General features: G+C 70.2%; 19 protein-coding genes. 12 read left to right on the top strand and 7 right to left on the bottom strand.

What is annotated here, in order from left to right:
* The first annotated feature begins 134 nt into the window (after nucleotides 1-134).
* The 3 genes from ACZ31C_RS11720 to ACZ31C_RS11730 all read left to right on the top strand — a co-directional run bounded on the left by ACZ31C_RS11720 (nucleotide 135) and on the right by ACZ31C_RS11730 (nucleotide 2,936).
* Complete coding sequence (locus tag ACZ31C_RS11720) at nucleotides 135-668, top strand: DUF1772 domain-containing protein (RefSeq protein WP_465795229.1); 534 nt, start codon at nucleotides 135-137, stop codon at nucleotides 666-668.
* 117 nt (nucleotides 669-785) lie between these two features.
* Nucleotides 786-1,577, top strand: a complete 792-nt coding sequence (locus ACZ31C_RS11725; protein ID WP_465795230.1) for a hypothetical protein — start codon at nucleotides 786-788, stop codon at nucleotides 1,575-1,577.
* A gap of 909 nt (nucleotides 1,578-2,486) precedes the next feature.
* Nucleotides 2,487-2,936, top strand: a complete 450-nt coding sequence (locus ACZ31C_RS11730) for a hypothetical protein (protein WP_465795231.1) — start codon at nucleotides 2,487-2,489, stop codon at nucleotides 2,934-2,936.
* Nucleotides 2,937-3,082: 146 nt separating this feature from the next.
* Here ACZ31C_RS11730 and ACZ31C_RS11735 read toward each other — a convergent pair whose 3' ends face one another.
* Together ACZ31C_RS11735 and ACZ31C_RS11740 are read right to left on the bottom strand one after the other, a co-directional pair.
* Nucleotides 3,083-4,177, bottom strand: a complete 1,095-nt coding sequence (locus ACZ31C_RS11735; RefSeq protein WP_465795232.1) for a toll/interleukin-1 receptor domain-containing protein — start codon at nucleotides 4,175-4,177, stop codon at nucleotides 3,083-3,085.
* Nucleotides 4,178-4,714: 537 nt separating this feature from the next.
* Nucleotides 4,715-5,311, bottom strand: coding sequence for a DUF4352 domain-containing protein (locus ACZ31C_RS11740; RefSeq protein ID WP_465795233.1), 597 nt, complete (start codon nucleotides 5,309-5,311; stop codon nucleotides 4,715-4,717).
* A 612-nt stretch (nucleotides 5,312-5,923) separates the two neighbouring features.
* Between ACZ31C_RS11740 and ACZ31C_RS11745 the strand changes: the two genes are divergently transcribed.
* From ACZ31C_RS11745 to ACZ31C_RS11760, 4 genes are all read left to right on the top strand, one after another.
* Complete coding sequence (locus tag ACZ31C_RS11745) at nucleotides 5,924-7,120, top strand: helix-turn-helix domain-containing protein (RefSeq protein WP_465795234.1); 1,197 nt, start codon at nucleotides 5,924-5,926, stop codon at nucleotides 7,118-7,120.
* Between the two features lie 567 nt (nucleotides 7,121-7,687).
* Nucleotides 7,688-7,975 carry a hypothetical protein gene (locus ACZ31C_RS11750; protein WP_465795235.1) on the top strand — a complete coding sequence of 96 codons (288 nt, stop codon included), beginning with the start codon at nucleotides 7,688-7,690 and terminating at the stop codon, nucleotides 7,973-7,975.
* Nucleotides 7,976-8,095: 120 nt separating this feature from the next.
* Complete coding sequence (locus tag ACZ31C_RS11755) at nucleotides 8,096-9,691, top strand: GGDEF domain-containing protein (protein ID WP_465795236.1); 1,596 nt, start codon at nucleotides 8,096-8,098, stop codon at nucleotides 9,689-9,691.
* Between the two features lie 230 nt (nucleotides 9,692-9,921).
* Entirely contained in the window at nucleotides 9,922-10,452 is a 531-nt protein-coding gene (locus tag ACZ31C_RS11760) for a hypothetical protein (RefSeq protein ID WP_465795237.1), read from the top strand.
* Nucleotides 10,453-10,455: 3 nt separating this feature from the next.
* Here ACZ31C_RS11760 and ACZ31C_RS11765 read toward each other — a convergent pair whose 3' ends face one another.
* On the bottom strand, nucleotides 10,456-11,334 hold the full coding sequence (locus ACZ31C_RS11765) for a LysR family transcriptional regulator (RefSeq protein ID WP_465795238.1): 879 nt from the start codon (nucleotides 11,332-11,334) through the stop codon (nucleotides 10,456-10,458).
* A gap of 68 nt (nucleotides 11,335-11,402) precedes the next feature.
* Here ACZ31C_RS11765 and ACZ31C_RS11770 point away from each other — a divergent pair, with 68 nt between their 5' ends.
* Nucleotides 11,403-12,305 (top strand): EamA family transporter, encoded by a 903-nt coding sequence (locus tag ACZ31C_RS11770; RefSeq protein WP_465795239.1) that lies wholly within the window; start codon nucleotides 11,403-11,405, stop codon nucleotides 12,303-12,305.
* A 97-nt stretch (nucleotides 12,306-12,402) separates the two neighbouring features.
* Nucleotides 12,403-14,547 carry an APC family permease gene (locus tag ACZ31C_RS11775; RefSeq protein ID WP_465795240.1) on the top strand — a complete coding sequence of 715 codons (2,145 nt, stop codon included), beginning with the start codon at nucleotides 12,403-12,405 and terminating at the stop codon, nucleotides 14,545-14,547.
* An 11-nt stretch (nucleotides 14,548-14,558) separates the two neighbouring features.
* Here ACZ31C_RS11775 and ACZ31C_RS11780 read toward each other — a convergent pair whose 3' ends face one another.
* The 3 genes from ACZ31C_RS11780 to ACZ31C_RS11790 all read right to left on the bottom strand — a co-directional run bounded on the left by ACZ31C_RS11780 (nucleotide 14,559) and on the right by ACZ31C_RS11790 (nucleotide 17,884).
* Nucleotides 14,559-16,949 (bottom strand): excinuclease ABC subunit UvrA, encoded by a 2,391-nt coding sequence (locus ACZ31C_RS11780; protein WP_465795241.1) that lies wholly within the window; start codon nucleotides 16,947-16,949, stop codon nucleotides 14,559-14,561.
* Nucleotides 16,950-17,018: 69 nt separating this feature from the next.
* Nucleotides 17,019-17,429: a VOC family protein gene (locus ACZ31C_RS11785; protein ID WP_465795242.1), complete on the bottom strand. Its 411-nt coding sequence runs from the start codon at nucleotides 17,427-17,429 to the stop codon at nucleotides 17,019-17,021.
* Between the two features lie 5 nt (nucleotides 17,430-17,434).
* Complete coding sequence (locus ACZ31C_RS11790) at nucleotides 17,435-17,884, bottom strand: helix-turn-helix transcriptional regulator (protein WP_396693755.1); 450 nt, start codon at nucleotides 17,882-17,884, stop codon at nucleotides 17,435-17,437.
* Nucleotides 17,885-18,077: 193 nt separating this feature from the next.
* Between ACZ31C_RS11790 and ACZ31C_RS11795 the strand changes: the two genes are divergently transcribed.
* Complete coding sequence (locus ACZ31C_RS11795) at nucleotides 18,078-18,590, top strand: VOC family protein (RefSeq protein ID WP_465795243.1); 513 nt, start codon at nucleotides 18,078-18,080, stop codon at nucleotides 18,588-18,590.
* Between the two features lie 87 nt (nucleotides 18,591-18,677).
* On the opposite strand, the gene ACZ31C_RS11800 is transcribed toward ACZ31C_RS11795, so the two are convergent.
* Nucleotides 18,678-19,859, bottom strand: a complete 1,182-nt coding sequence (locus tag ACZ31C_RS11800; protein ID WP_465795244.1) for a PLL family lectin — start codon at nucleotides 19,857-19,859, stop codon at nucleotides 18,678-18,680.
* 165 nt (nucleotides 19,860-20,024) lie between these two features.
* Between ACZ31C_RS11800 and ACZ31C_RS11805 the strand changes: the two genes are divergently transcribed.
* The gene (locus tag ACZ31C_RS11805; protein WP_465795245.1) at nucleotides 20,025-20,969 is read left to right on the top strand and encodes a hypothetical protein; all 945 of its coding nucleotides are present in this window, start codon (nucleotides 20,025-20,027) and stop codon (nucleotides 20,967-20,969) included.
* Nucleotides 20,970-21,233: 264 nt separating this feature from the next.
* Entirely contained in the window at nucleotides 21,234-22,952 is a 1,719-nt protein-coding gene (gene argS / locus ACZ31C_RS11810) for an arginine--tRNA ligase (protein WP_465795246.1), read from the top strand.
* The last annotated feature ends 6 nt before the right edge of the window (nucleotides 22,953-22,958 follow it).

Here is a 22,958-nt window from a genome sequence, read left to right on the forward strand (position 1 = left end):
CACCGCACCGGGTACGCCCACGGGCGACCCGGACCGCGCCTACGGGCGGCAGACGGTGCGGACCGCCGGACCCAGCATGGGAGACGACGTCAGCGCGCCCGGTCCGGGCGCCGTCGCGCCAGGAGGTGCCCGTCGTGACCCGTACCCGACTGACCTGGATCGTGCTCGTCGCGCTCGTGTGGGCGGCGATGATGTCCTTCGGCGGTGTCGCCGCCGAGACGGTCATGCTCTATCCGAACATCTTCGACGACGCTCCGGCATCGCTGCTGCGCGCCCGCGAGTTCCTGGTGGTCAGCGGCCCGAGCGACTACTTCCCGCCGCTGGGCGCCTCGGTGATCCTCGGCAGTCTCGCCGCCACGGCGCTCACCTGGCGCGACCGGCGGCTGCGCTGGTGGGTGGCGTCCGCGACGGCGGTCTTCGTGGTCTGCGAGTTCCTCTTCTCGGCGGTCTTCTTCTGGCCGCGCAACGAGATCATGTTCGTGGACCCGGTGGGCACCCATTCGCCGGAGTACCTGCGTCAGGTCGCCGCCGAGTTCGTCGCCGGGCACTGGGTACGCCTAGCCGGCGGGGCCGTCACGGCGGTGCTGGCCTTCACCGCGCTGCTGCGTTTCGCTCGCGACACCGGCCGCACCGACGGTGACCACGGGGCGGTCCGGGCCCTCTCCTGACCGCCCAGGGGAGAGGATCGGCAGGCCAGCGCGGTGATGGGCTCGACGGCACGTGCTAGGAAGGAGGCGTGAATCGTGATCGTCTTTCCGCCGTGCCGCCGGTCCCGGTGACGGCGCATGGCTGAGCGCAGACTCCGGACCGGCCTCGCGTTCGTACTCGGTCTGACCGTGTTGTCCGGGTGCGCCGTCAACAAGGGCAGCGCCCTGGCCGCCGACTTCGAGGCCGACTGGGCCGGCACGCCCGACGTGGCGACCGTCCACGCCACCGAGGAGAACACCCTGCCCTTCTTCGGCACGTCGACCGGCACCCTGACCGTGCAGGAGGGCACCTCGGCCGACCGGGTGAGCGAGCTGGCGGGCGAGCTACGGCAGTACGTCGCCGGCCGCGACGACGTCACGGGCAAGATCGCCGCCGCCGACATCACCTTCACCGTGGTCCCGGACAGCGCCCGTACCGACGAGGTGGTGTCGTTGTGGCGGTCGATGAGCACCGACCCCCAGGTGACGTCGGCCCACATCTCGAAGCCGTCCCGGGCCGACGTCAACCGATGGCGGATCGTCGGCACCGCCCCCAACGTGGTCGGCGCGATGGAACTATTCGACGACCTGACCACCGGCGGCGGCCGACACGGCACGCTGACCGGCGTCACGACGGTGCTCATCTCCACCGACCGCACCGTCGAGCCAGCCGTCTCCGTGGAGACCGGTGCGGACGGTGCGGTCCCGGTGGAGGCGATCGCCGCGTTCCGGGCGGTCGTCGGCAGGTATCCGATGGTCCGGGCAACCCTGCGGGTCGACCGGGTCAGCATCGTCCTGACCCGGCCCGAGGACCGGTCTGCCGCCGAGGAGGTAGCCAGGGCCCTGGCACCGAACCTCGGCACCGTCGAGGTAACCAGCCAGAACCGCTGAACTACGGCGATCGGGCCCGAGCCGGTGGCGGTTCACACCGAAGAGGTCACTGGTTCGATCCCAGTATCGCCCCCAAGTTTTCAGGTGCCCCCTGTTCGTAGAAGGCGCGGACCACGGGCTTTGTCCTACCTACTCCCGGGGACCGGCGGAACACTTAGCACTAGGCAGGAACTCAGCATCTGGCGTAGACGGGGAACTTCCTGAAGGGGGCGCTACGTCCCCGCCAAGGACTTGAAACAGCACAGCTCGCCCCGACTCGCTCGCAGGATTCGGGCCGCGATCGCCGCCCGCAGCAACGGCGGTTCGATGTACGCCGAGCACGGAATCGCCATCTAAGCCGCAGTTCTGCGTTCGAGGGGCCCTTGAGCTGGCCGCACAGGTCGCCGCCTGGCCGCAAGTCGGTGCCCCGCAGTCCCTCTACGCCGATTACGCGAAACGTCCGACAGTTGTATGGACAGCGGAAGCTGGGGACGACGGCCGCAGGCGGATCGAATGTGGAAGTGGTGACGGTTTGCGCTGGCAGCCGGTCACGCTGTGCCCCCAGCAACGCGGCGTAGGCAAGGGCGCGTTGTGGCCGCGTGGCGGGTCTCGGCAGCAGAGCCGGCGTTGACGGAGCGAGCGTGCCGGGTCGCACCTCCGAGTTCAAGGCACTACGCGTCGCAAGCGACGGCCTCCGTGCGGTCCTTCACCTCGAAGCCTCTGCGACCCTCGTGAAGAGGCTGCGGGCACGTCGATGGGTTGCTGCTACATGGTGCGCGTCGCTAAACCCGTTCCCTGACTGATCGCCGTTCGCCGCGGACGTCAAGGTTCGCTTGACGTGGCGGGCCGTGCGGAGACCGGCTCCTGTGGTGGCGGATCGATGGCATCGGGGTGGCAGGATGGAAGAGCGTTGATATCGGGGAGGGGCGGATGGCTGACGAGGTGGATGTCCTCATCCAACAGTGGGCGAGCCGATGGGAGCAAATTCGTCATTCGGAGAACCAGCGAGCATCCATGACGAACACGCTGCTCGTCCTTTCGGCAGCAGGAATTGGTTTCATTAGCCAGAAGAACCTGGGCCCCGATGTGCTCATGGTCTCGGCAGCGCTCTTGTTCTTAGGGGCATTCGGAGTTATTGCGTCCCTGAAGTACTACGAGCGCTTTCGTATGCACCTGCACGAAGCCGGAGCAATACGCGAGAAAATTGACTCTAGGTTTCCTGGGCTCGATCTGACGGGCGCGGCGGATGCTGCCTGGCGTGAGCACCTTTCGCTATTTCAGCACCTTGCCAGGATTCCACTATATGGACTATGGGTTGCGCTCCATGCTGGAGTTGCGCTTGCTGGAGCATTGACCTGTGTGATAGTTATAGCTAACTAAGATGACACGCAAAGGTGACTTATGGGTCAAGTTACCCCAAGGCGTATAGCGACGACCAAGCTCCACCGGCGAAATGCCGGTGGAGCTTGGAATAAAGCGCTGACAGGGTGAAGTCTAGCAAGTGACTTGCTTGATGCAGGCGTTACTCAGCCAGCGTCGGCAAGGCGAGCCCACCCGCGAAGAATGGTTTGCGCATCAACGATTGCCGACAGGCCCTTCCGAATCTTACGCAGAGGGGTCCGGATTACGCGTGAGAGCGACTGGGCTTGGTTGATGCTCTCGGCCAACGCCTCAAGTTGGACGACGCCCCCTGTGGCCGCGTCTGCCAGGTCTCGTAGGTCGGCAAAAAACTTCTCAACAGTGGCCTTCTCTTCGGCCGGCAGGTCGGGTGATTTCCCTGCCTCGATTAGGGCTGCGATGCCAGGATTGGCGTTAACAACCGCGCGCCCGAAATCCGTCCCCAGCGATTCAATGCGCTCTGCCGGGGTAGAAATATCATTAGCGAACTGGTTCAGTACGACCAACCGTCCCCGCGCTCCCGCGTTGCGTGCATCGCTCGCATGAAGCCGCCCAGTCGCAATTTCTGCGATCTCCATAAGCTTGCGCATCTCACCTGCCATGTCGACCAGTGTGGCGCCCCACGACATTGCAGATTCCTCGGCGACCGCAACTTTGTCCAGAAACCCTTCAGAATCAGTGGCGGCTTCATCAACTTCGGGGACGGGCCTCTCGGATACCTCGGCGGTAATCTTGGCTAGCTTAAGCGCTAGGCCGTGAACGGCTGAACGGTATTCGGGCGAATCCTCGTCCGCGAGCCGAAGCTTGCGCCAATCTTGGTACTGAATTTCTTGGACGAGGCGCGCCACCTCGTCGTCTGTGTCCATGTCAAGAATTGCCGGAGTGTCGGTATACAGAATTGGAAGAACCAACTCCCTGACATTAGCCCTGGTCGCTCTCCCGGTAAACTCTATGAATTCGCGGCGGCAGTATTCGCTTCTCAAATACAAGGGTGTGATGATGGGAATAAAGAAGGCCGTGTAGACCAGGGCGCCATCGATTACTGCCTGCCATTCGTCGCCCCATTCCAACTCCGTCCGGTCGACGAATAAGCGCAGCCGCTCGGCCGTAAGCAACTCATACTCGTTCGTGATAGCGGTTGCGAGTCTCCCGATCCGCCCGCGCTCAAGCTCATCGTCACGGTGCGTGTAGCTCCAAAACCCAATGGGGCCGTCGGTGCTCATCGTCAAATATCTCCTTGGTGTAGTTGAATTCGCCAACGACCTCCTGGATGCGCCAACCTCGTCGGCACCGCAGGTCGAATGGTCGAATCATTGAGGGAGGCTACCGCTGCCGCCTGAACCGTTGTTACCCCAAAGCTGCCCAAGTGTCATGTAGCCGACATGCAAGCGGATGGCTGACGACGCCTTGAGGCGACATCAGGCGGGCCAACTGCGGCCGACAACTAAAACGACAGGTGAGCAGTGGACCAGGGATCGACTAGATCGTCCAACGCCGGCCCACTAACGCTTCAACCGATGGAGGGTGTCGGCAGAGGCCAGCCCTGCCGGCGAATCGTATCGATTGAAAACGATTGGTGGCGAGTAAGGATTATTTAGGTTCAGCTGTATGTCGAAGCGCTGCCTCGGTTTGTCTTTTAGATCAAGGTGCTCGCGCAAGCGCGGGCACTCCCGCTGCTACCCGGCCTGCTGGAGACCTCCCGCCCGGTATCGACCGAGCGGCAGCGGCAGCGGGTCATCGCGCCAGTTCGTCCACGTCTGTCATCGCTTGAGTGCCCACTCCACTTGGTCTGCTTCGTTGTTGTAGACAGCGACCACAGGGGTCTCGTCACGCTGAGCGATGAACGAGATCCAACCCCGCGTGCACTTCGAGGGTTGCAGGGTGCGACCGCCGTAGACGGGCTGCTGTGGCATGGCGAAGTCCTGGAAGTTCGCCTTCTCGTACTCGGTGCTGCCCGCCGACTGAAGAGTCCAGTAGTAGTCGTCTACCTCGATTGGTGCGGAAGATGTGTTGCAGAGGCGGACGTCAACCGAGGCCCAGATCTCCGAGGACTCGATGTCCTTGGCACGGTCATTCGACGAACCCTGGCGGTAACCCTGGACAGTGATCTTGACCGAGCCGAGGTCGGCCGTTCGACCAAGACGCAGAGGGCCCGATGGGGAGGGAGATGTGCTGGTGGGTGCGACGGCCGGTACCGACGTCGCACTCGGGCTGAGGCTGGGGCTCGGCGAGGGAGATCCAGTGGAGCTAGGCGAGGCGGCCAATCCCGCTGATGTCGGGCTATCGTCGGAGGCCCCGCAGCCCGCAAGAGTTATCAATGCCAGTGCAGAAACCGCTAAACGAGAAGTGAGAATCACCGGAGCACCGTAGTGGTTTGTCTGGCCGGCGGCGGTCGCCTATCCGACAACTACCTGCGTCTTGTGAAAGACGTATAGCCCAGCGCTCTCGCCTAGCAGCAGTCCTCCGCCTGGATACAAGCGCAGCCATGCAGCGGCTGCAAGCGGCCGTGACTATCTCGGTGGTCGACCACCCCGAGGCTAGGACAATCGGCTGCCGCGCCGCTGCGCAGCGTGCCACCGGGTATCGCGGTCCAGGCGCGTGGAGGCCGGCGGCACGGCAAGCCGCCGCGGCCCGACTGGCGGGCAGGTGATCCTCCCATCCAGGGATCTGCGAAGCCTCGGAGCACATGTCGACACTGCCGTCTGCGTGATCGACCGCCAGGAGGGCGGAAGCGAGGCACTTGCGGTTGAGGGCGTCACACTGCGAGCGCTACTCACTCGCGCCGACCTCGGGCACACAGAGGGTGACAAGACACCATGAAACGTCCTCAAGCAGTGCCTCGATAGCAAGTGATTTCGCCGGCAGGAAAACGGCGGCGACGGGTCCTCGTCGCATGACGTATCGGGGTACCGTCCGACGAGGTGGTGACCGGTTGCGGTCGCCTGGCCTCTTGAGCTTGGAGCGGCGCTATGGCCTCGTCCGTCGACCCGCGCTTCGGTGTAGCCCTGCGTGAGTTTCGGGAGCGGCGCGGTCTGTCGCTTCGTTCCCTCGGGCAACTCGCCCATCGGAGTAAGAGTCATCTGCACGAGTTGGAGGCGGGGCTCAAGGCTCCGACTGTCGATACGGCTCGTCACCTGGACCGCGTTCTCGACGCGGGGGGTGTGCTTGCTCGGTTGGTGGAGGCGCCAATCGACCACGCGGCTGAGGCTGGCGAGTTGCGGGCGAGAGTCGCCGCCAGTGATGTCAGCGGAGATGTGCTCGATCGGATCGAGCAGGGCGTCGACGATCTTGCCAGTTCCTATCCGACGATGGCCCCGGCGGATCTTCTGCCGTTGGTGCGGCGGCATCTCGCCTACGTGGGGCGGTTGTTGGACGGGCGGGTCACGCTTGCTCAGCAGCGGCGGCTGCTGGTTGCCGGTGGCTGGTTGGCGGTGCTGCGGGCGACCGTGCACATCGACTTGCGGCAGAGGGCCGCTGCGGCTGCCCACCTGCGAGCCGCCCGTGATCTCGCCGAACATGCTGAGCATGGCGAGATCCAGGCATGGTGTCTCGAAACCCGAGCCTGGGACGTGCTGACCCAAGGTGACTACCGGACGGCACTTGATCTTTCCCGGCAGGCACAGCGGGTCGCTCCGAAGGGGAGTTCTGCCCGCATCCAGGCGACTGCTCAGGAGGCTCGTGCGTGGGCTCGGATCGGGGATGTCGGTGCGACCCGGCGAGCGTTGGACCGGGTGGAGCGGCTGACGGCGAATCTGCCTGTTCCTGAGCGAGCCGAGCACCACTATCGCTACGACCCGGCCAAGGCCGCCGCGTACACGGCCACGACTTTGGCGTGGGCGGGAGACCCCGGTGCCGAGCAGATAGCGCGGGCGGTGCTGGCCGATCTGGACCCGTCCGGCGATGGGGGAGCGCGACCGCGCCGGTCCGCGTCGGCCCGTCTCGACCTTGGTCTTGCCCTGGTCACTGCCGGTCAGCCGGATGAGGCGGTGGCTCTGGGTGCGCAGGCGGTGGCGTCCGGGCGGGTGGTGCCGTCGAACTGGTGGCGGGCTGCGGAATTGCTGGCCAAGGTGGAGCAGTCGGGGACACCAGAGGCGGCGACGTTGCGTGAGGCGTGCATCGAGTACGCACCTGGGCGGCGGCCATCAGCGGACAGCACACGTAGTTAGCGGACGCTCACCCTCTGGCTCGGTGAGCGTGCCTGGCGTGACGCTGGACCTCACTGAAACCGGGCGCGGACGAGGCACATCAGCAGGTGCCCTCCATGCCCTGAGGACGGAGGGCCGGCCACATGACGGTGAATGTTCGACTCCTGCGGAGCGTTGTCAGCCGGTTCTTCCCGTCATCGCCGTCGGCGGGTTGTGGCATCGGAGAACGCATCCAGGCGATGGAGCAGGAGGCCGCCCGACGACGGTTGTTGGATCTCGCGCGAGGCATACCACCGCACCCGGCGTCGGGCGGGAATGCCTTGTGGTCGAACCGGCGCATCTCGTACGACGAGTATCTGTCGGCCACGGCTCTGACCCTCGCCCGCCGGCATCGGCCGGTCTGGTGTTGGCGGCGATGGCGGCGGGTCTGCCGGTGCGGAGTCGACTTGCCCTGCCAGGCCCAGCACCGAATCCCGATCGAGCGCGGCCACTGGCCCGGGAACGGTGAGCGGTGACCAGCGGCGCAGAGCTTGCGATCCAGGCGGATCACCTTCGAGGACGCGACGGCTGGTCTCTGGGCGGTGTGCGGTGACCAGTCACGGCCCGGTGATGCCGATCTGGAGCTGTGGGGGCTGTGACCTGCCGTGGCCGTGCCCGACGCGGCGGCGGGAGCTGCGTGCGGAGTACGCGGACGCGCCGGTGTCGCTGGCTCTCTACCTCGGGGCCTACCTCATCCAGGCCGCCGAGGACATGCCCTGGGCACCCGCCGGCACCCTGCACCGCCGTTTCGTCGGCTGGACCCGACAGCCGCCGGAGGCACAGCGACGAGGCACAGCAACCGTGCCAACCGAAACCGAACGCCGCCAGGCCGGATGACCTCGGACGACACCGGTCCGACCGGCCTGCCGTGATCGCCCACGAACGGCGGCGAAACGTCACGACGGATTCATGTCGTAACATCGTCCTGTTTCTTTCCTGGGCGGTGCGGAGGACCGCATGGACGATGTGACCCTCCGGGCGCTGCGACTCGTCGAGGAGGCCCAGACCGGCGCCGCCGCCCCGGCGTTGGCGACCGCCGAGACGACGCTGCGCGAGGCCACCGGGGAGATCGCCGACGGACCGGCGGCGCTGCACTTCGCCCGGGTCGTGGCGCTGACCCGGCTCGGTGAGCTGCGGGCCGCCGTGGCCGCCGCCGACCTGATGCTGGCCGCTGCGGACCGCGAGGGCAGCGCCGGCTGGCGGTCGTGCGCGCTGTCGCTGCGCGCCACCCGGCGGCTGCGCGTCGGTGACAAGGACATCTCCGAGTACGACGTGGAGACGGTGCTGCGGGACCTGGTCAGTGCCGAGACCGCCCTGCTCGTCGACGAACCCGACCCGGTGATCATGGGCAACGCGCACACCGGGATCGCCATCGGCTACGCCCAACTGCGGCTCTACGAGTTGGCCGCACCGCAGTTCGAGGCGGCCTACGAGACGACCCGGCATCCGGACTACCCGGACAACGGCAACCGGGCCATGTGGCTGTGCAACCTCGCCGAACTCAACCTGCTGTGGGCGCTGGAGTTGTACCAGGTGGGTCAGGTCGCGGTGGCGGAGCGGCACACCACCACCGCCGAGGCGCACGCGACCCGCGCGGCGACCGAGGCGTCCGGCCCCCAGGCGCGGGTGTGGCGGCTGCTGGCGCTGCTCTATGCCGCCTGCGCCCGCGCCGACCGCCAGGACCCGGCCGGTGCGGCGGCCGACATTCCCCGGTACGCGGCCCTGCTGGAGGAGTCCGGCCTGCGGCAACAGCAGGAACTGTTGCTGTGTCGACCGTTCCACGCCGTCGCGTTGCGCCGCTCGGGGCGACCGGGTGAGGCGCTCCGGGTCATCCAGCAGGCGGTGTCCGCCCTGCCGGTCGAGACCGAGTGGCTGATCTCGGCGGCCCTGCACCGGACGCACGCGGTGCTGCTGACCATCAACGGCTCGTCGGACGCCGTGCCGGGGCTCACCTACGGTGACGCGCTCGCCGAACTGCTCTGGCGTCAACGGCACCGCTGGCTGCACACGGCGATGACCATGCAGTCGTACGACGTGTTGCGGTGGCAGCACGAGCAGGCCGAACGGGCGGCGCAGACCGACCCGCTCACCGGCGTCGCCAACCGTCGGGGACTCGACGTCTTCCTGCGGACCCTGGCCGCCTCGGGCGCCCCCGCCGACCGGCTGGTGGCGGTGCTGGCGGTGGACATCGACCGGTTCAAGCACATCAACGACTCGCTCGGCCATGCGGCCGGCGACGAGGTGCTGCGGGCCGTCGCGCAGGTGCTCACCGCCAGCGTCCGCAAGGGCGACTTCGTGGCCCGGCTCGGTGGCGACGAGTTCGTCGCGATCCTGCCCGACGCCGACACCGCCGACGGCACGAAGGTCGCCCGACGGGCCGTGGACGCGGTGGCCGGGATGGCGGTGTGGCGCGCCCGGGTCAGCGTCGGCGTGGCCAGCGGGCCGGTGTACGCGGTCGGCGACGCCCTCGCCCAGGCCGACCGCGCCATGTACGCGGCGAAACGCGCGGGCGGCAACCAGGCGACCTACCGTCCGGCGGCCGTCGAGCAGTGATCCGCGTACCCGTGGTCGACGGCGGCGACTACTGTGTGTGCGACGGTCGTCGACAGAGGAGGACCACGTGAAGCCCTGGCACCTCACCGCTGTGGTGATCACCGTGGCGCTGCTCGGATTCGTCGTCTGGTGCGTCATCGCGTTCCTCCAGGGTCGCCGCGGCGGTCCGTCGGATCACTGACGCCGGGCCGCCGGTGCGGCGTGTCGGTCGCGGCGGCTACCCTGCGGCGGTGGCTGACGACGCGGAACGGGTGGCGGCGTCGTTGGCGGTCCGGCTCGACGCGGTCACCTTCACCGACCTGACCGTCGACCAGGTCACCGCCCGGCTGATCGACGAGGTCGTGCGCTGGGCGGGGGAGCGGGGCTGGCGGGTCTATCGGCGCGCGCCCAGCGTGGTGCCGTTGCCGCCGCCGATGTCGGACCGGCAGTCGGTCCTGGACGTGGCGTGTGCCCGCCCGGACGGGCCGCCGGTCGTCGTCGAGGTCGACCACGGCACCCGGCGGCGTACCTGGGACAAGCTGCGCGCCGAGGCCGACGCCGGGCGCGTACCGCTGTGGGTGCGGTGGGGTGCCGGCCGGTTCACCGCGCCGCCGCCGCCGATCCTGATGGTGACCTGCGAGGTGTCCGGGCGGACGGACCCGGCCGGCGGGCGTCTGCACACTCGGCTGCCACGCGCCGACATGCAGCCGCCGGCGCACTCCGCCACGCGGGTCGGCGAGGCGTCCCCCGTCGAGCTGCCGCTTCCGCCGCCCGGAGCCTGAGGGCTATCCGGTCTCCGCTGTGGGGCGGGTCGGGCGGTACGCCTCGCACGCCAGGGTGACCAGTTCGGCGAGGTGGGCCGGCGGGTCGTCCTTCCACCAGGCCAACCAGACCGGGATCGGCGGGGTGTCGCGGACGGCCCGGTACGCCACCCCGGGGCGGGGATTCTGGTGGGCGGTGGCCTCGGAGGTGATGCCGACCGCCTGACCGGCGGCGATCAGCGTGAGCCACTCGTCGACGCTGTGCGTGGTGCGGATGGTGCCCGGTGCCGCGCCCGACGGGAACAACGCGGGGGTGGTGGTGCCGGTGCGGCTGTCGATGGCGACCGGGTACCGGGCCAGGTCGACGAGGCGTACCGACCGCCGTCGGGCCAGCGGGTTGTCGGTGGCCACGGCGGCGTAGCGGGACTCCACCCCGAGCAGGGCGCTGTCGAAACGGGGGTCGGTGAGCTGGCGGCGGACCACGGCGACGTCGGCGCTGCCCTCGCTGAGCCCGGCGGTCGGCGTGTTGCAGTGCACGAACACCAGCGGCACCTGCGGGTGGGCGGCGGCCCAGGCGCGTTGCAGCCGACGGGTGTGCTTGCCCAGCGCCGCCCAGGCGTAGCCGAAGCGCAGCTCGGCGCGGGACTCCTCGACGATCCGGTGCAGGTGGGCGACGTCGTCGAGGACCCGACGCGCGGCGGCGAGGACGCGGCTGCCGGTGCCGGTGAGCGAGACGTGCCGGGTGGTCCGCTGGAGCAGCCGGACGCCGAGCGTGGCCTCCAGCGCGCCGATCGACCGGGAGACCGCCGCCTGGGAGACGCCCAGGACCACCGCCGCGTCGGTGAACGTCCCGGCATCGACGACCGCGACCAGCGTACGGAGCTGACGGAGCTGCACATCCATACGCTCAGCGTATAGGTGACGCGGTCGATGCATTTCCGGTATGAGTCGGGGCGTTCGACACTGCCCTCATGACGGTACGGACAGTGGAGCGCGACGACGTCACCCCGAGCGACGGTCGGGTGGCCGATGTCGGCCGAGGGCCGCTGGTGCGTGGGATCGTCACGATGACCGCCAGCGCGGCCAGCAACCAGGTCGGGGCGGCCCTGGGGGCGCACGCCTTCGGTGCCATCGGGCCCGCCGGGGTGGTGGCCGTGCGGCAACTCGTCGCGGCGGCGGTGCTGCTGCCGACCGTACGCCCCGACCTGCGTCGCTTCACCTGGGCGCAGTGGTGGCCGACCCTGCTGCTCGGGGTGGTCTTCGCCGCGATGAACCTCAGCCTCTACAGCGCGGTCGACCGGATCGGCCTCGGCCTGGCCGTCACCCTGGAGTTCCTCGGCCCGCTCGCCGTCGCACTGGCCGGCTCCCGGACCCGCCGCGACCTGCTCTGCGCCCTCGGCGCCTGCGTCGGCGTCTACGTGCTGGTCCTGCCGGGCCCGGCCAGTGACCTCATAGGGGTGGCGCTGGGGCTGCTCGCGGCGGCGTGCTGGGCGTCGTACATCCTGCTCAACCGGCTCGTCGGGGCCCGGCTGCCGGGCTTGCAGGCCCCGGCGGCGGCGAGCCTGGTCTCCGCGCTGCTCGCCCTGCCGGTCGCGGTGGCGCTGCTCGCCCAGGGACGGCTGGCCGGCACCGCGCTGCTGTTCGCCGTCGCCGCCGGTGTCCTCGCTTCAGTGGTGCCGTACGCCGCCGACCTCGTCGCGCTGCGCACCGTGCCGCCCCGCTTCTTCGGCGTCTTCATGAGCATCCACCCGGTGCTGGCCGCGCTCGCCGGTCTCGTGCTGCTCGGCCAGGTGCTCCGGCCGCACGAGTGGATCGGTATCGCCATGGTCGTGACGGCCAACGCGGTGGCCGTCCGGTCCGCCACCACCGGCTGACACCACGAGCCGGTCTCGCTTCCGCCGATCGGCGTTGCCCGCACGGTGTTCCTGGAATGGTCGGTGGTGCGGGCAGCGGGCACGAGGCGGAGGCACGGTGGGCAGGTCGGGGCAGGACCCGGAGCAGGAGGCGGGGTCGGCGACCTTCAGCCCCTCCGCCGAACTGCCGCCGCCGTCCCCGGCCGACCTCGACGTGCTGCGGCGACTCGGCGCGCGGTGGCGGGTCGACGACACCGTACGGGCACTGCCGGTGGACCCGCAGGCGGACGAGGTGCGGACCGCCGAGGGCGCAGGCCGGCACCGGGTGCTGTTCGTGCCGGACGAGGCGGGTCGGCTGACCGCCACCCCCACCGTCGAACGGCAGGACACCGTCGAGGGGCGGGCGCTCGGCGGACTGCGTCGACTCCTGCTCGGGCCGCCGCTGACCAGCGGAGCGATCCTGCGCGAACGGATGCCGAAGTTCCTCGCGCTGCCGGTGCTCGCCTCCGACCTGCTCTCCTCGGTCGCGTACGGGCCGGAGGCGATGCTGACCGTGCTGGTCCTCGCCGGCAGCGGCGCCCTCGGGCTGTCGTTGCCGATCGCGGCGGGACTGGTGGTGCTGATGCTCGCGGTCGGCACGTCGTACCGGCAGACCGTGTACGCGTACCCGCACGGCGCCGGGTCGTACCTGGTGGCCAGCGACACCCTCGGGCCCCGCGCGGGCTTGGGCGCGGCGGCCGGTCTCGTCCTCGACTACGTGCTGACGGTCGCGGTGTCGGTGTCCGCCGGGACCGCCGCGATCACCTCGGCGCTGCCCGCGCTCGCGCCGTACCGGGTGCCGTTCGCGCTGGCCGTCATCGGCCTGCTGCTGACCGGCAACCTGCGCGGCATCCGGGTCGCCGGCAACGTGTTCGCCGCCCCGACGTACTTCTTCCTGGTCGCCGTGCTCGGGCTGATCGCCGTCGGTCTGGTGCGGGCCGCCGCCGACGGGTTCACCGTCGACACCCCGCCGCCGACGCCCGCCGTGGAGGGGCTCGGGCTGCTCCTGGTGCTGCGGGCCTTCGCCTCCGGCGCGACGTCGATGACCGGCATCGAGGCGGTCTCCAACGCGGTGCCGATCTTCCGGCCCACCGAGTGGCGCAACGCCCGTACGGTGCTGACCTGGATGGTCGGCCTCCTGATCGTGATCTTCGTCGGTCTGGTGGTGCTCTTCCACCTCAACGGCCTGGTGCCCAGTGCCGATCAGACGCTGCTGTCCCAACTGGCCCGGCACACCTTCCCCACCGGTCCCTGGTACGCGCTCGTGCAGGCCGCCACCGCCCTGGTGCTGCTGCTGGCCGCGAACACCGCCTTCAACGACCTGCCGCGACTGCTGTACTTCATGGCCCGCGACGGCTACGTCCCGCGCCGTTTCCTGCACCTGGGGGACCGGCTGGCGTTGAGCAACGGGCTGATCGCGCTCGCGGTGGCCGCCGCGGTGCTCCTGGTCGCGTTCGGCGGTCGGACCCACTCGCTGATCCCGCTCTACGCGGTCGGCGTCTTCCTCGCCTTCACGCTCTCCCAGACCGGGATGATCCGCCACTGGCAGCGGCACCGCGAGCCGGGCTGGCGGCGACGCGCCACCCTCAACGGCGTCGGCGCGGCGCTGTCGGCGCTGGTGCTGGTGACCGCCGCGGTCACGAAGTTCACCGAGGGCGCCTGGGTGGTGGTGCTTGCCGTACCGTTGCTGGTCCTCCTGTTCCGCCGGGTCCGCCGCCACTACGACCACGTCCAGCAGGCCCTCGGCCTGCACTCGGTGGCGCAGACCGACGGCGCGGGACCGGCCGGGGACGAACCACCGCCGATCGTCCCGCAGCAGGTCCGGCACCTGTTCCTGATCCCGGTGGCCCGACTCAACCAGGCGGCCCTGCGCACCCTCGCCTACGTCGGCTCGCTCGGCCAACCCGCGCTCGCCCTGCACGTCAGCCCGGAGCGGACCGAGGCGGACCGGTTCCGCGCGCAGTGGGCCACCTGGGGCGACCACGTCCCGCTGGAGACGATCCTGTCACCGCACCGCGTGATCATCACGCCGCTGGCCGGGTACGTCAGCGCGCTGCGGCGCAGCCGTCCCGACCTGACCCTCACCGTGGTGGTGCCCGACGTGATCGTCGAACACCCCTGGCAGCGGCTGCTGCACTACCGCACCGAGCAGCGCCTGCGCCGGACCCTGCGACGGCACCCCGGCATCGTGGTGACCAGCATGCCCACCCACCTGAGCCGCTGAGCCCCGCCCGGTCAGCGGCCCACGTAGGCCGCCAGGTGTTCGCCGGTGAGGGTGGAACGGGCGGCGACCAGCTCGGCGGGGGTGCCCTCGAAGACGATGCGTCCGCCGTCGTGACCGGCGCCCGGCCCGAGATCGATGATCCAGTCGGCGTGCGCCATCACCGCCTGGTGGTGCTCCACCACGATGACCGACCGACCGGCGTCCACCAGCCGGTCGAGCAGGCCGAGCAGGTGCGTGACGTCGGCGAGGTGCAGGCCGGTGGTCGGTTCGTCGAGGACCCAGACGCCACCCTTGTCGCCCATGTGGGTGGCGAGCTTGAGGCGCTGCCGCTCGCCGCCGGAGAGCGTGGTGAGCGGCTGGCCGAGGCTGAGGTAGCCGAGGCCGACGTCCACCAGCCGTCCGAGGATGGTGGACGCGGCAGGAGTACGCGCCGCACCCGCGCCGAAGAACTCCCGCGCCTCGCTGACCGGCATCGCGAGCACCTCGCTGATGTCCCGACCGCCCAGCCGGTATTCCAGCACCGAGGCGTCGAACCGTCGACCCTCGCACTCCTCGCAGGTGGTAGCCACGCCGGCCATGATCCCCAGGTCGGTGTAGAGCACCCCGGCGCCGTTGCAGGCCGGGCAGGCGCCCTCGGAGTTCGGGCTGAACAGCGCCGGCTTCACCCCGTTGGCCTTGGCGAACGCCTTGCGGATCGGATCGAGCAGACCGGTGTAGGTGGCCGGGTTGCTGCGACGCGAACCCCGGATCGGGGTCTGGTCCACCGACACCACGTCCACGCCGGCCGGGATCGAGCCTTGCACCAGCGAACTCTTGCCGGAGCCGGCCACCCCGGTCACCGCGACCAGCACGCCGAGCGGGATGTCGACGTCGACGCCGCGCAGGTTGTGCGTGCGCGCGCCCCGGATCTCCAACGTGCCGGTGGGCTTGCGGACCGACTCCTTCAGGGCGACCCGGTCGTCCAGGTGTCGGCCGGTGACGGTGCCGCTGGCCCGCAACCCCTCGACGGTGCCCTCGAAACAGACCGTGCCACCGTCCGAGCCCGCACCGGGACCGAGGTCGACCACGTGGTCGGCGATCGCGATGGTGTCCGGCTCGTGTTCCACCACGAGCACCGTGTTGCCCTTGTCCCGCAGCCGCAGCAGCAGGTCGTTCATCCGGGCGATGTCGTGCGGATGCAGCCCGGTGGTGGGCTCGTCGAAGACGTACGTGGCGTCGGTCAGCGAGGAACCCAGGTGACGGATCATCTTGGTGCGCTGCGCCTCGCCGCCGGAGAGCGTGCCCGCCGGCCGGTCGAGCGAGAGGTAGCCCAGCCCGATCTCCACGAACGAGTCCAGGGTGTGCCCCAGCGCGGCCAGCAGCGGTGCCGCCGAGGGCTCGGTCAGGCCACGAACCCACTGCGCCAGGTCGCTGATCTGCATCGCGCAGGCGTCGGCGATGCTGACACCCTTGATCTTCGAGGACCGGGCCGCCTCGCTGAGCCGGGTGCCGCCGCACTCCGGGCACGTGGTGAACGTGACCGCCCGGTCCACGAAGGCCCGGATGTGCGGCTGGAGGGACTCCCGGTCCTTGGCCAGGAACGAGCGCTGCACCTTGGGGATCAGCCCCTCGTAGGTGAGGTTGACCCCCTCGACCTTCACCTTGGTCGGCTCCCGGTAGAGGAAGTCCTGCATCTCCTTCTTGGTGAACTTCCGGATCGGCTTGTGCGGGTCGAGGAAACCGGACTCCGCGTACGTCCGCACCGTCCACCAGCTGTCCGACTTCCAGCCGGGGATCGTGAAAGCCCCCTCGGCGATCGACTTGGAGTCGTCGTAGAGCTGGCTCAGGTCGATGTCGGAGACCGAGCCGCGCCCCTCGCAGCGCGGACACATCCCGCCGGTACGCGTGAAGGTCTGCCGCGTCGTCTTGCCGGCCCCACGGTCGACGGTGATCGTGCCGCTGGCCTTGACCGAGGCGACGTTGAAGGAGAACGCGTTGGGCGAGCCGATGTGCGGTTTCCCGAGCCGGCTGAACAGGATGCGCAGCATCGCGTTGGCGTCGGTGGCGGTGCCGACCGTGGAGCGGGGATCGGCGCCCATCCGCTGCTGGTCGATGATGATCGCGGTGGTCAGCCCGTCGAGCACGTCCACCTCGGGCCGGGCCTGCGTCGGCATGAAGCCCTGCACGAAGGTGCTGTAGGTCTCGTTGATCAGCCGCCGTGACTCGGCCGCGATGGTGTCGAACACCAGTGAGCTCTTGCCCGAGCCGGAGACCCCGGTGAACACCGTCAGGCGGCGCTTGGGAAGCTCGATGCTGACGTCCGCCAGGTTGTTCTCCCGTGCGCCGTGCACCCGGATCAGGTCGTGGCTGTCGGCGACGTGCGCCGTACCCGCCTGCGAGCGGCCCTTCGGGACCGTGCTCATCGTCTCTCCCTCGGTCTCACTACATCCCGCTCCCGGCCGTCGTGCGTCGGCGCGCGGTTGGACAGCGGCTCAGGCGATCTGCTGGATGCGGATCAGGTTGCCGGCAGGGTCGCGGACGGCGCAGTCGCGGATGCCGTACGGCTGGTCGGTCGGCTCCTGCACGATGTCGGTCTCGCCGGCCTGCAACTGCTCGAACGTGGCGTCGACGTCCCTGGTCGCCAGCACGATGCCGGCGTACGTGCCCTTGGCCATCATCTCGGCGATGGTGCGCCGCTCGTCGTCGGTGACGCCCGGGTCGGCGTGCGGTGGGTGCAGGACGATGGAGGTGCCGGGCTGGTCGGGTGGACCGACCGTGATCCAGCGCATCCCGCCGTACCCGACGTCGTTGCGGACCTCGAAGCCGAGCGTGTCCCGATAGAAGCGCAACGCGGCGTCCGGGTCGGTCTGCGGGAGGAAGCTCGCGTGAATGGTGATGTCCATGCCGGTCACGTTAGTTGCGGCTGTCTGACCTGTGCTTCTCGATTCCTGATCGGTCTGGTGACCTGCTTCGACAGGCACGCCGGGATGCCCGCAGTCGCCTGGGCCGCCTCGCGCCGGTAGACACTCGGCGGCACACCGACCAACTCGGTGAAGCGGGTGCTGAAGGTGCCCAGTGAGGCGCAGCCGACCGCGAAACAGACATCGGTGACGCTGAGGTCGCCGCGTCGCAGCAACGCCATGGCGCGCTCGATGCGCCGGGTCATCAGATAGCCGTACGGCGACTCGCCGTAGGCGAGGCGGAACTGACGACTGAGGTGCCCGGCCGACATGTTCACCCCACGGGCGAGCGCCTCGACGTCGAGCGGCTGGGCGTACTCGCGGTCGATCCGGTCCCGGACGCGGCGCAGCCGCGCGAGATCGCGCAGGTGGGCCGCTTCGGCGGCGCTGCTGGTCACCCGCCGAATGGTGCCACGTCCCACCGACGTTGCCCAGCACCGACGGAGCGGGCGCGGGCCGCCGGGCCGGTGCGCCGCGCTGCCGGCTCCGACCTGCGCCGCGCTGGCGGGCCGCACCTGGGTCGTGGCCCGTCGGTATGGTCGGGCGGGTGTCGCGGCCTGCGGTGCCGCGCCGGAGCGGAGGGGGACGATCGTGACGAGTCCGGGTGCGGTGCCGCCGGTACGCCAGTTGCGGCTGGTGGTCGAGGCCGAGGACTACGAGGCGGCCGTCCGGTTCTACCGTGACGTGCTGGGCCTGCCCGAGCAGGCGGCGTACTCCGGCGGTGACGGTGCCGAGGTGGTGATCCTGGACGCCGGCCGGGCCACGTTGGAGATCGCCAACCCGGCGCAGAAGCGGATGATCGACGACGTCGAGGTGGGCCGGCAGGTCGCGCCGCGCATCCGGGTCGCGTTCGAGGTCGACGACGCCCGGGCCACCACGCAACGGCTGGTCGACGGTGGCGCCGCCGAGGTGGCCCCGCCGACCACCACGCCCTGGCAGTCGGTCAACGCCCGCCTCGACGCGCCGGCCGACCTGCACATCACCGTCTTCCAGGAGCTGCGCACCCTCGACGAGCGCGCCGCGCTCGACGGGTTCGGCACGGACGGCTCGGGCACCGACGGGGACCCGGCACCGGTCGTGGACGGCCCGCCACCGACCCGTTGACTCCGCACCGGCCCGCCAACCGCGCCGCCGGTCCGCTGGTTCGCCGGCCACGCCACCGGCCCGTGGGGCCGGTGGCGTGGCCGCCGCTCAGAGACTGCGGTTCGTCCAGCTCCAGTAGCTGCCGTTCCACCATCGGCTCCACAGGTTGCCGGCGGTGTCCCGCAGGAAGATCGCCGGTCGGGTGGAGTTCTGCGGCGCGAGCACCGCCGTGCCGGTCAGGGCGGGCCGGAACGGTGGACTCTGGTCACTCCAGTACCAGTTGGACCCGTCCCAGTAGTTGATCCACAGGCCGCCCTCACGGCCGGCGAAGAAGGAGAACGGCGAGGTGCCGTTCACCGCGAGGGCACCGAGCGTGCCCGGGATCAGTTGCTCCGGCGGTGAGCCCAGGTTGTGCCACTCCCACTGGCTACCGGTCCACCAGCGCAGCCACGCGTTGTCGTCGCTGCCGGTGGCGAGGAGGTACGGCCGGGCGTCCGGCGCGACCTGCACCGCGCTGCGGGCGCCGAAGGGCGTACCCCCGTCGGTGAGGCAGACGCCGGGCGGCTGGCCGAGGTCGACCCAGGGCGCGGCCACGTCGTCGAAGCGGGTGGTCCAGAGCCGGCCGACGTTGCTGACGGTGTAGACCTGCGGCGTGCCGTTCTCCAGCAGCACACCGACCGGGCCGGTGGCCGCGATGCCGTCGGGCGGTGAGCCGATGTTCGTCCAGTTCCACACCGCCCCGTTCCACCAGTTGACCCACACCGTCTCGTCGCCGTCGCTGCGGACGAAGAGGTACGGGCTGGTGTCGTCCACCGCGACGGCGGCGAAGCTCGGCCAGCTCACGAAGTTGGCCCCCGGTGGGCTGCCCTGGTTGCGCCACTGCCAACTCGTCGCCGACCGCCACAGGCTCCAGACGTTCTGGTCGGTGCCGAGGACGAAGGCGTACGGGCGGCTGAAGCCGTCGACGATGGTCACGCCGATCGGCATCCGCAGGCCGACCCCCGGCGGTGTGCCCATGTTCGACCAGTTCCACTGCTCCGACTGGTCCTGCCAGTTGATCCAGAGGTTGCCGTCGGTCCCGATCACGAACACGTACGGATACCGGTCGCCCACCGCGACCGCGCCGACGATCTGCCGGGTCATCGGCGCTGTGCTCGCGGCGGCTGCGGTGAGCTGTTGCGTGCCGGCGGCGGCCGGTGCCGCCGTCACCGGTGTGGCCAGCGACGCGACCCCCAGCGCGATCGCGGTCGCGACGGCCAGGAACCGGCGCGTGATGGTGCTGACTCGCATGCTGTCCTCTCGTGGCAGGAGCATTGTCCGCAGGGAGTATGAGCCCTGCTCGCCTTCTCACTGCCGGGAAGGCGACCGGATCGCTTTCCCGACAACGGTTTGCGGTCCCGTCCACCCCGATCTCCCGCCACCGCACCGGAATCGGCGACTGCATAGGGTGGGCCGATGCTGCGGATCGGCCTTCCCGGGGTGCTCGCCCTCGCGCACTGCACCGACGTCGGCGGTGACCTGGTCGTCGTCGGCCCCGACGAGGGCGGTGAGTTCGTCGTGGTCTGGGTGACGGCGTCCGGTGCGAGGGTGGTCGACCTGGACGTCGTGCTCTCCGAGGCGCAGCGGTTCGCCAACCCGACCGTGGTGGCGCATCCGGACGGCGGGGTCGTGGTGCTGGCCGGTGTCGACCGTGCCGTCTTCGTCGCCGGGCCGGACGCTGCACCGGTGCCGTTGCGGGTGACCGGTCTCGACCGGCTCGCCACCGTCCGTCCGCTGCCCCTGATGCACGGCGGATCGGCCGTCTCCGACAGCGCCGTCTGGCACCTCGTGCTCTCGCACGGCAACCTGATGGGCGATCTGCGGTACGCGGCCCCGCTGCGGGTCGACCTCGCGGAGCGCGCGGTGCACTGGGAGGCCGCGCCGTGGCAGCTCGTCCCGGACGACTTCCCGGTCGACCTGGCGGGCATCCCGCAGGACGACCCGCACGTGTCGGTGAGCGCGACACTGCTGCGGGCGGGCGTGCGCTACGTCTGCTCGGAGGGCTCCCGGATCCGGAACAACATCGGCTCCGGGGCGGACTTCTTCGGCTGCGTAACGCTGGCCGCCGACGGCACGGTGGCCGAGTGGATCCACCAGGCGTCTGGCTGGCGGCAGATCAGCGGCAAGTGGGCGATCCGGGGCCGGTTCACCGGCTGCGGTGAGTACGCCCTGCTGGCACCGGTCTTCCGTCGGCTCTGGAGCGGGCGTACCCGGGTGCTGCGGCTGGCCGACGGCGAGCTGCTGACGCCACGGCTGCCGCGCGGTCTGACCAACGCCGAGATCCTCGACCACCACCCCGACCGGGGCTGGTGGCTGCGCCTGGACGCCGAGGTCGTGGCGGTGCCGGACATCGTCGGGTGACGGGTCGACCCGGGTCGGTGTGACCGGTACGCCGGTCGCGACGGGTGGCGTGACTGTCGCCGCGTACACTGGTCGGCACCTGGCCGCGCTTCGCGGCCCTCGCGCGAGGCGGTGATGGACATGGTGCTGGTCACCGTCCGCCGCTCGCGCCTGCGACGACGATAGTCGTCCGCTTCTCCGCGCGTTCCATCCGTCGTGCCCGCATCCGTGCGTGCGCTCGACGTGTCTCGTGACGATCCTGCTCGATCCCCACCGGGAGTCCCCGTGACCGTGCCCTCGCTGGCCTCGTCGTTGTCCGCCGCCGTCACCACCGCCGCCGCCGAGCTGCCGGGATTCGTCCCGCTGGTGCGCCGATCCGACCGGGCCGACTTCCAGGCCGACGGAGCGCTGGCGGCGGCGCGGACGCTGCGACGCCACCCCCGGGACGTGGCGGCGGAGATCGTCGCGGCCCTGCCGGCCGATGGTCTGGTGGCCACCGCCGAGGTCGCCGGGCCGGGCTTCGTCAACCTCGGTCTGACCGACACGGCGTTGCTGTCCCAGGTCGCCGGCCGGCTCGCCGATCCCCGGCTCGGCGTCGGCACCCCCGAGGCGGGCCTCACCACCGTGGTCGACTACTCGCAGCCGAACATCGCCAAGGAGATGCACGTCGGTCATCTGCGCTCCACGATCATCGGTGACGCGCTGGTGCGGATCCTGGAGCACCTGGGCGGGACGGTGGTGCGACGCAACCACGTCGGCGACTGGGGCACGCAGTTCGGGATGTTGATCCAGTACCGGTCCGAGCATCCCGCGCCGGACGCGGAGGAGGCCACCATGCGGGGGCTGGCTCTGCTCTACCGTCGGGCTCGGGCGACGTTCGACGCCGACCCGGCGTTCGCCGAGCGGTCCCGGCGGCGGGTGGTGGCCCTCCAGGGCGGCGACCCGGAGACGACGCGTGCCTGGCAGCAGATCGTTGCCGAGTCGACCCGCTACTTCACCGAGGTCTACGACCTGCTCGGCGTACGGCTGACCGCCGCCGACGCGGTGGGGGAGAGCGCGTACAACGCCGCACTGCCCGGCGTGGCCGCCGACCTCGCCGCCCAGCGGACGGCGGTGACCAGCGACGGCGCGCTCTGCGTCTTCTTCGACGACGTACGCGGACCGGACGGCGAGCCGACGCCGCTCATCGTGCGCAAGCGCGACGGCGGGTTCGGGTACGCCGCGACCGACCTCGCCGCGCTGCGGCAGCGGGTCACCGAACTGCGCGCCGACCGGCTGCTGTACGTGGTCGACGCCCGGCAGGCGCTGCACTTCCGGATGGTGTTCGACACCGCGCGGCGGGCCGGTTGGCTGCCGTCGGACGTCCCCGCCGCCCATGTCGCCTTCGGCACCGTGCTCGGTGCCGACGGGCGGCCGTTCAAGACCCGCGCCGGGGACACCGTCCGCCTGGTCGATCTGCTCACCGAGGCGGTGGACCGGGCCCGCGAGGTGGTCGCCGCCAAGAACCCCGACCTGACCGGCGCGGCACGCGACGAACGGGCCCGGCAGGTCGGCATCGGCGCGGTCAAGTACGCGGACCTGGCGACCAGCCGGACCCGCGACTACACCTACGACCCGGACCGGATGCTGGCGTTGACCGGCAACACCGGGGTCTACCTCCAGTACGCGCACGCCCGGGTGCGGTCCATCCTGGCCCGCGCCGCCGACGCCGACGAGACCGTGGACCCGACCGTCGCGCTGGACCCGGCGGAACGCGCGCTGATCCTCGACCTGGACGCCTTCGCCGACGTCCTCGACGAGGTGGTGGCCGGGTACGAGCCGCACCGGCTCTGTGGACACCTGCACCGGCTGGCGCAGAGCTTCACCACGTTCTACGAGCGGTGTCCGGTGCTGCGGGCCGAGTCGCCGTACCGGGGCAACCGGTTGGCGCTGTGCCGCCTCACCGGCGACACCCTGCGTACCGGCCTGGGCCTGCTCGGCATCGACGCCCCCGAGCGGCTCTAGCGTCTC

This window comes from Micromonospora sp. NPDC023869 (assembly GCF_055559695.1).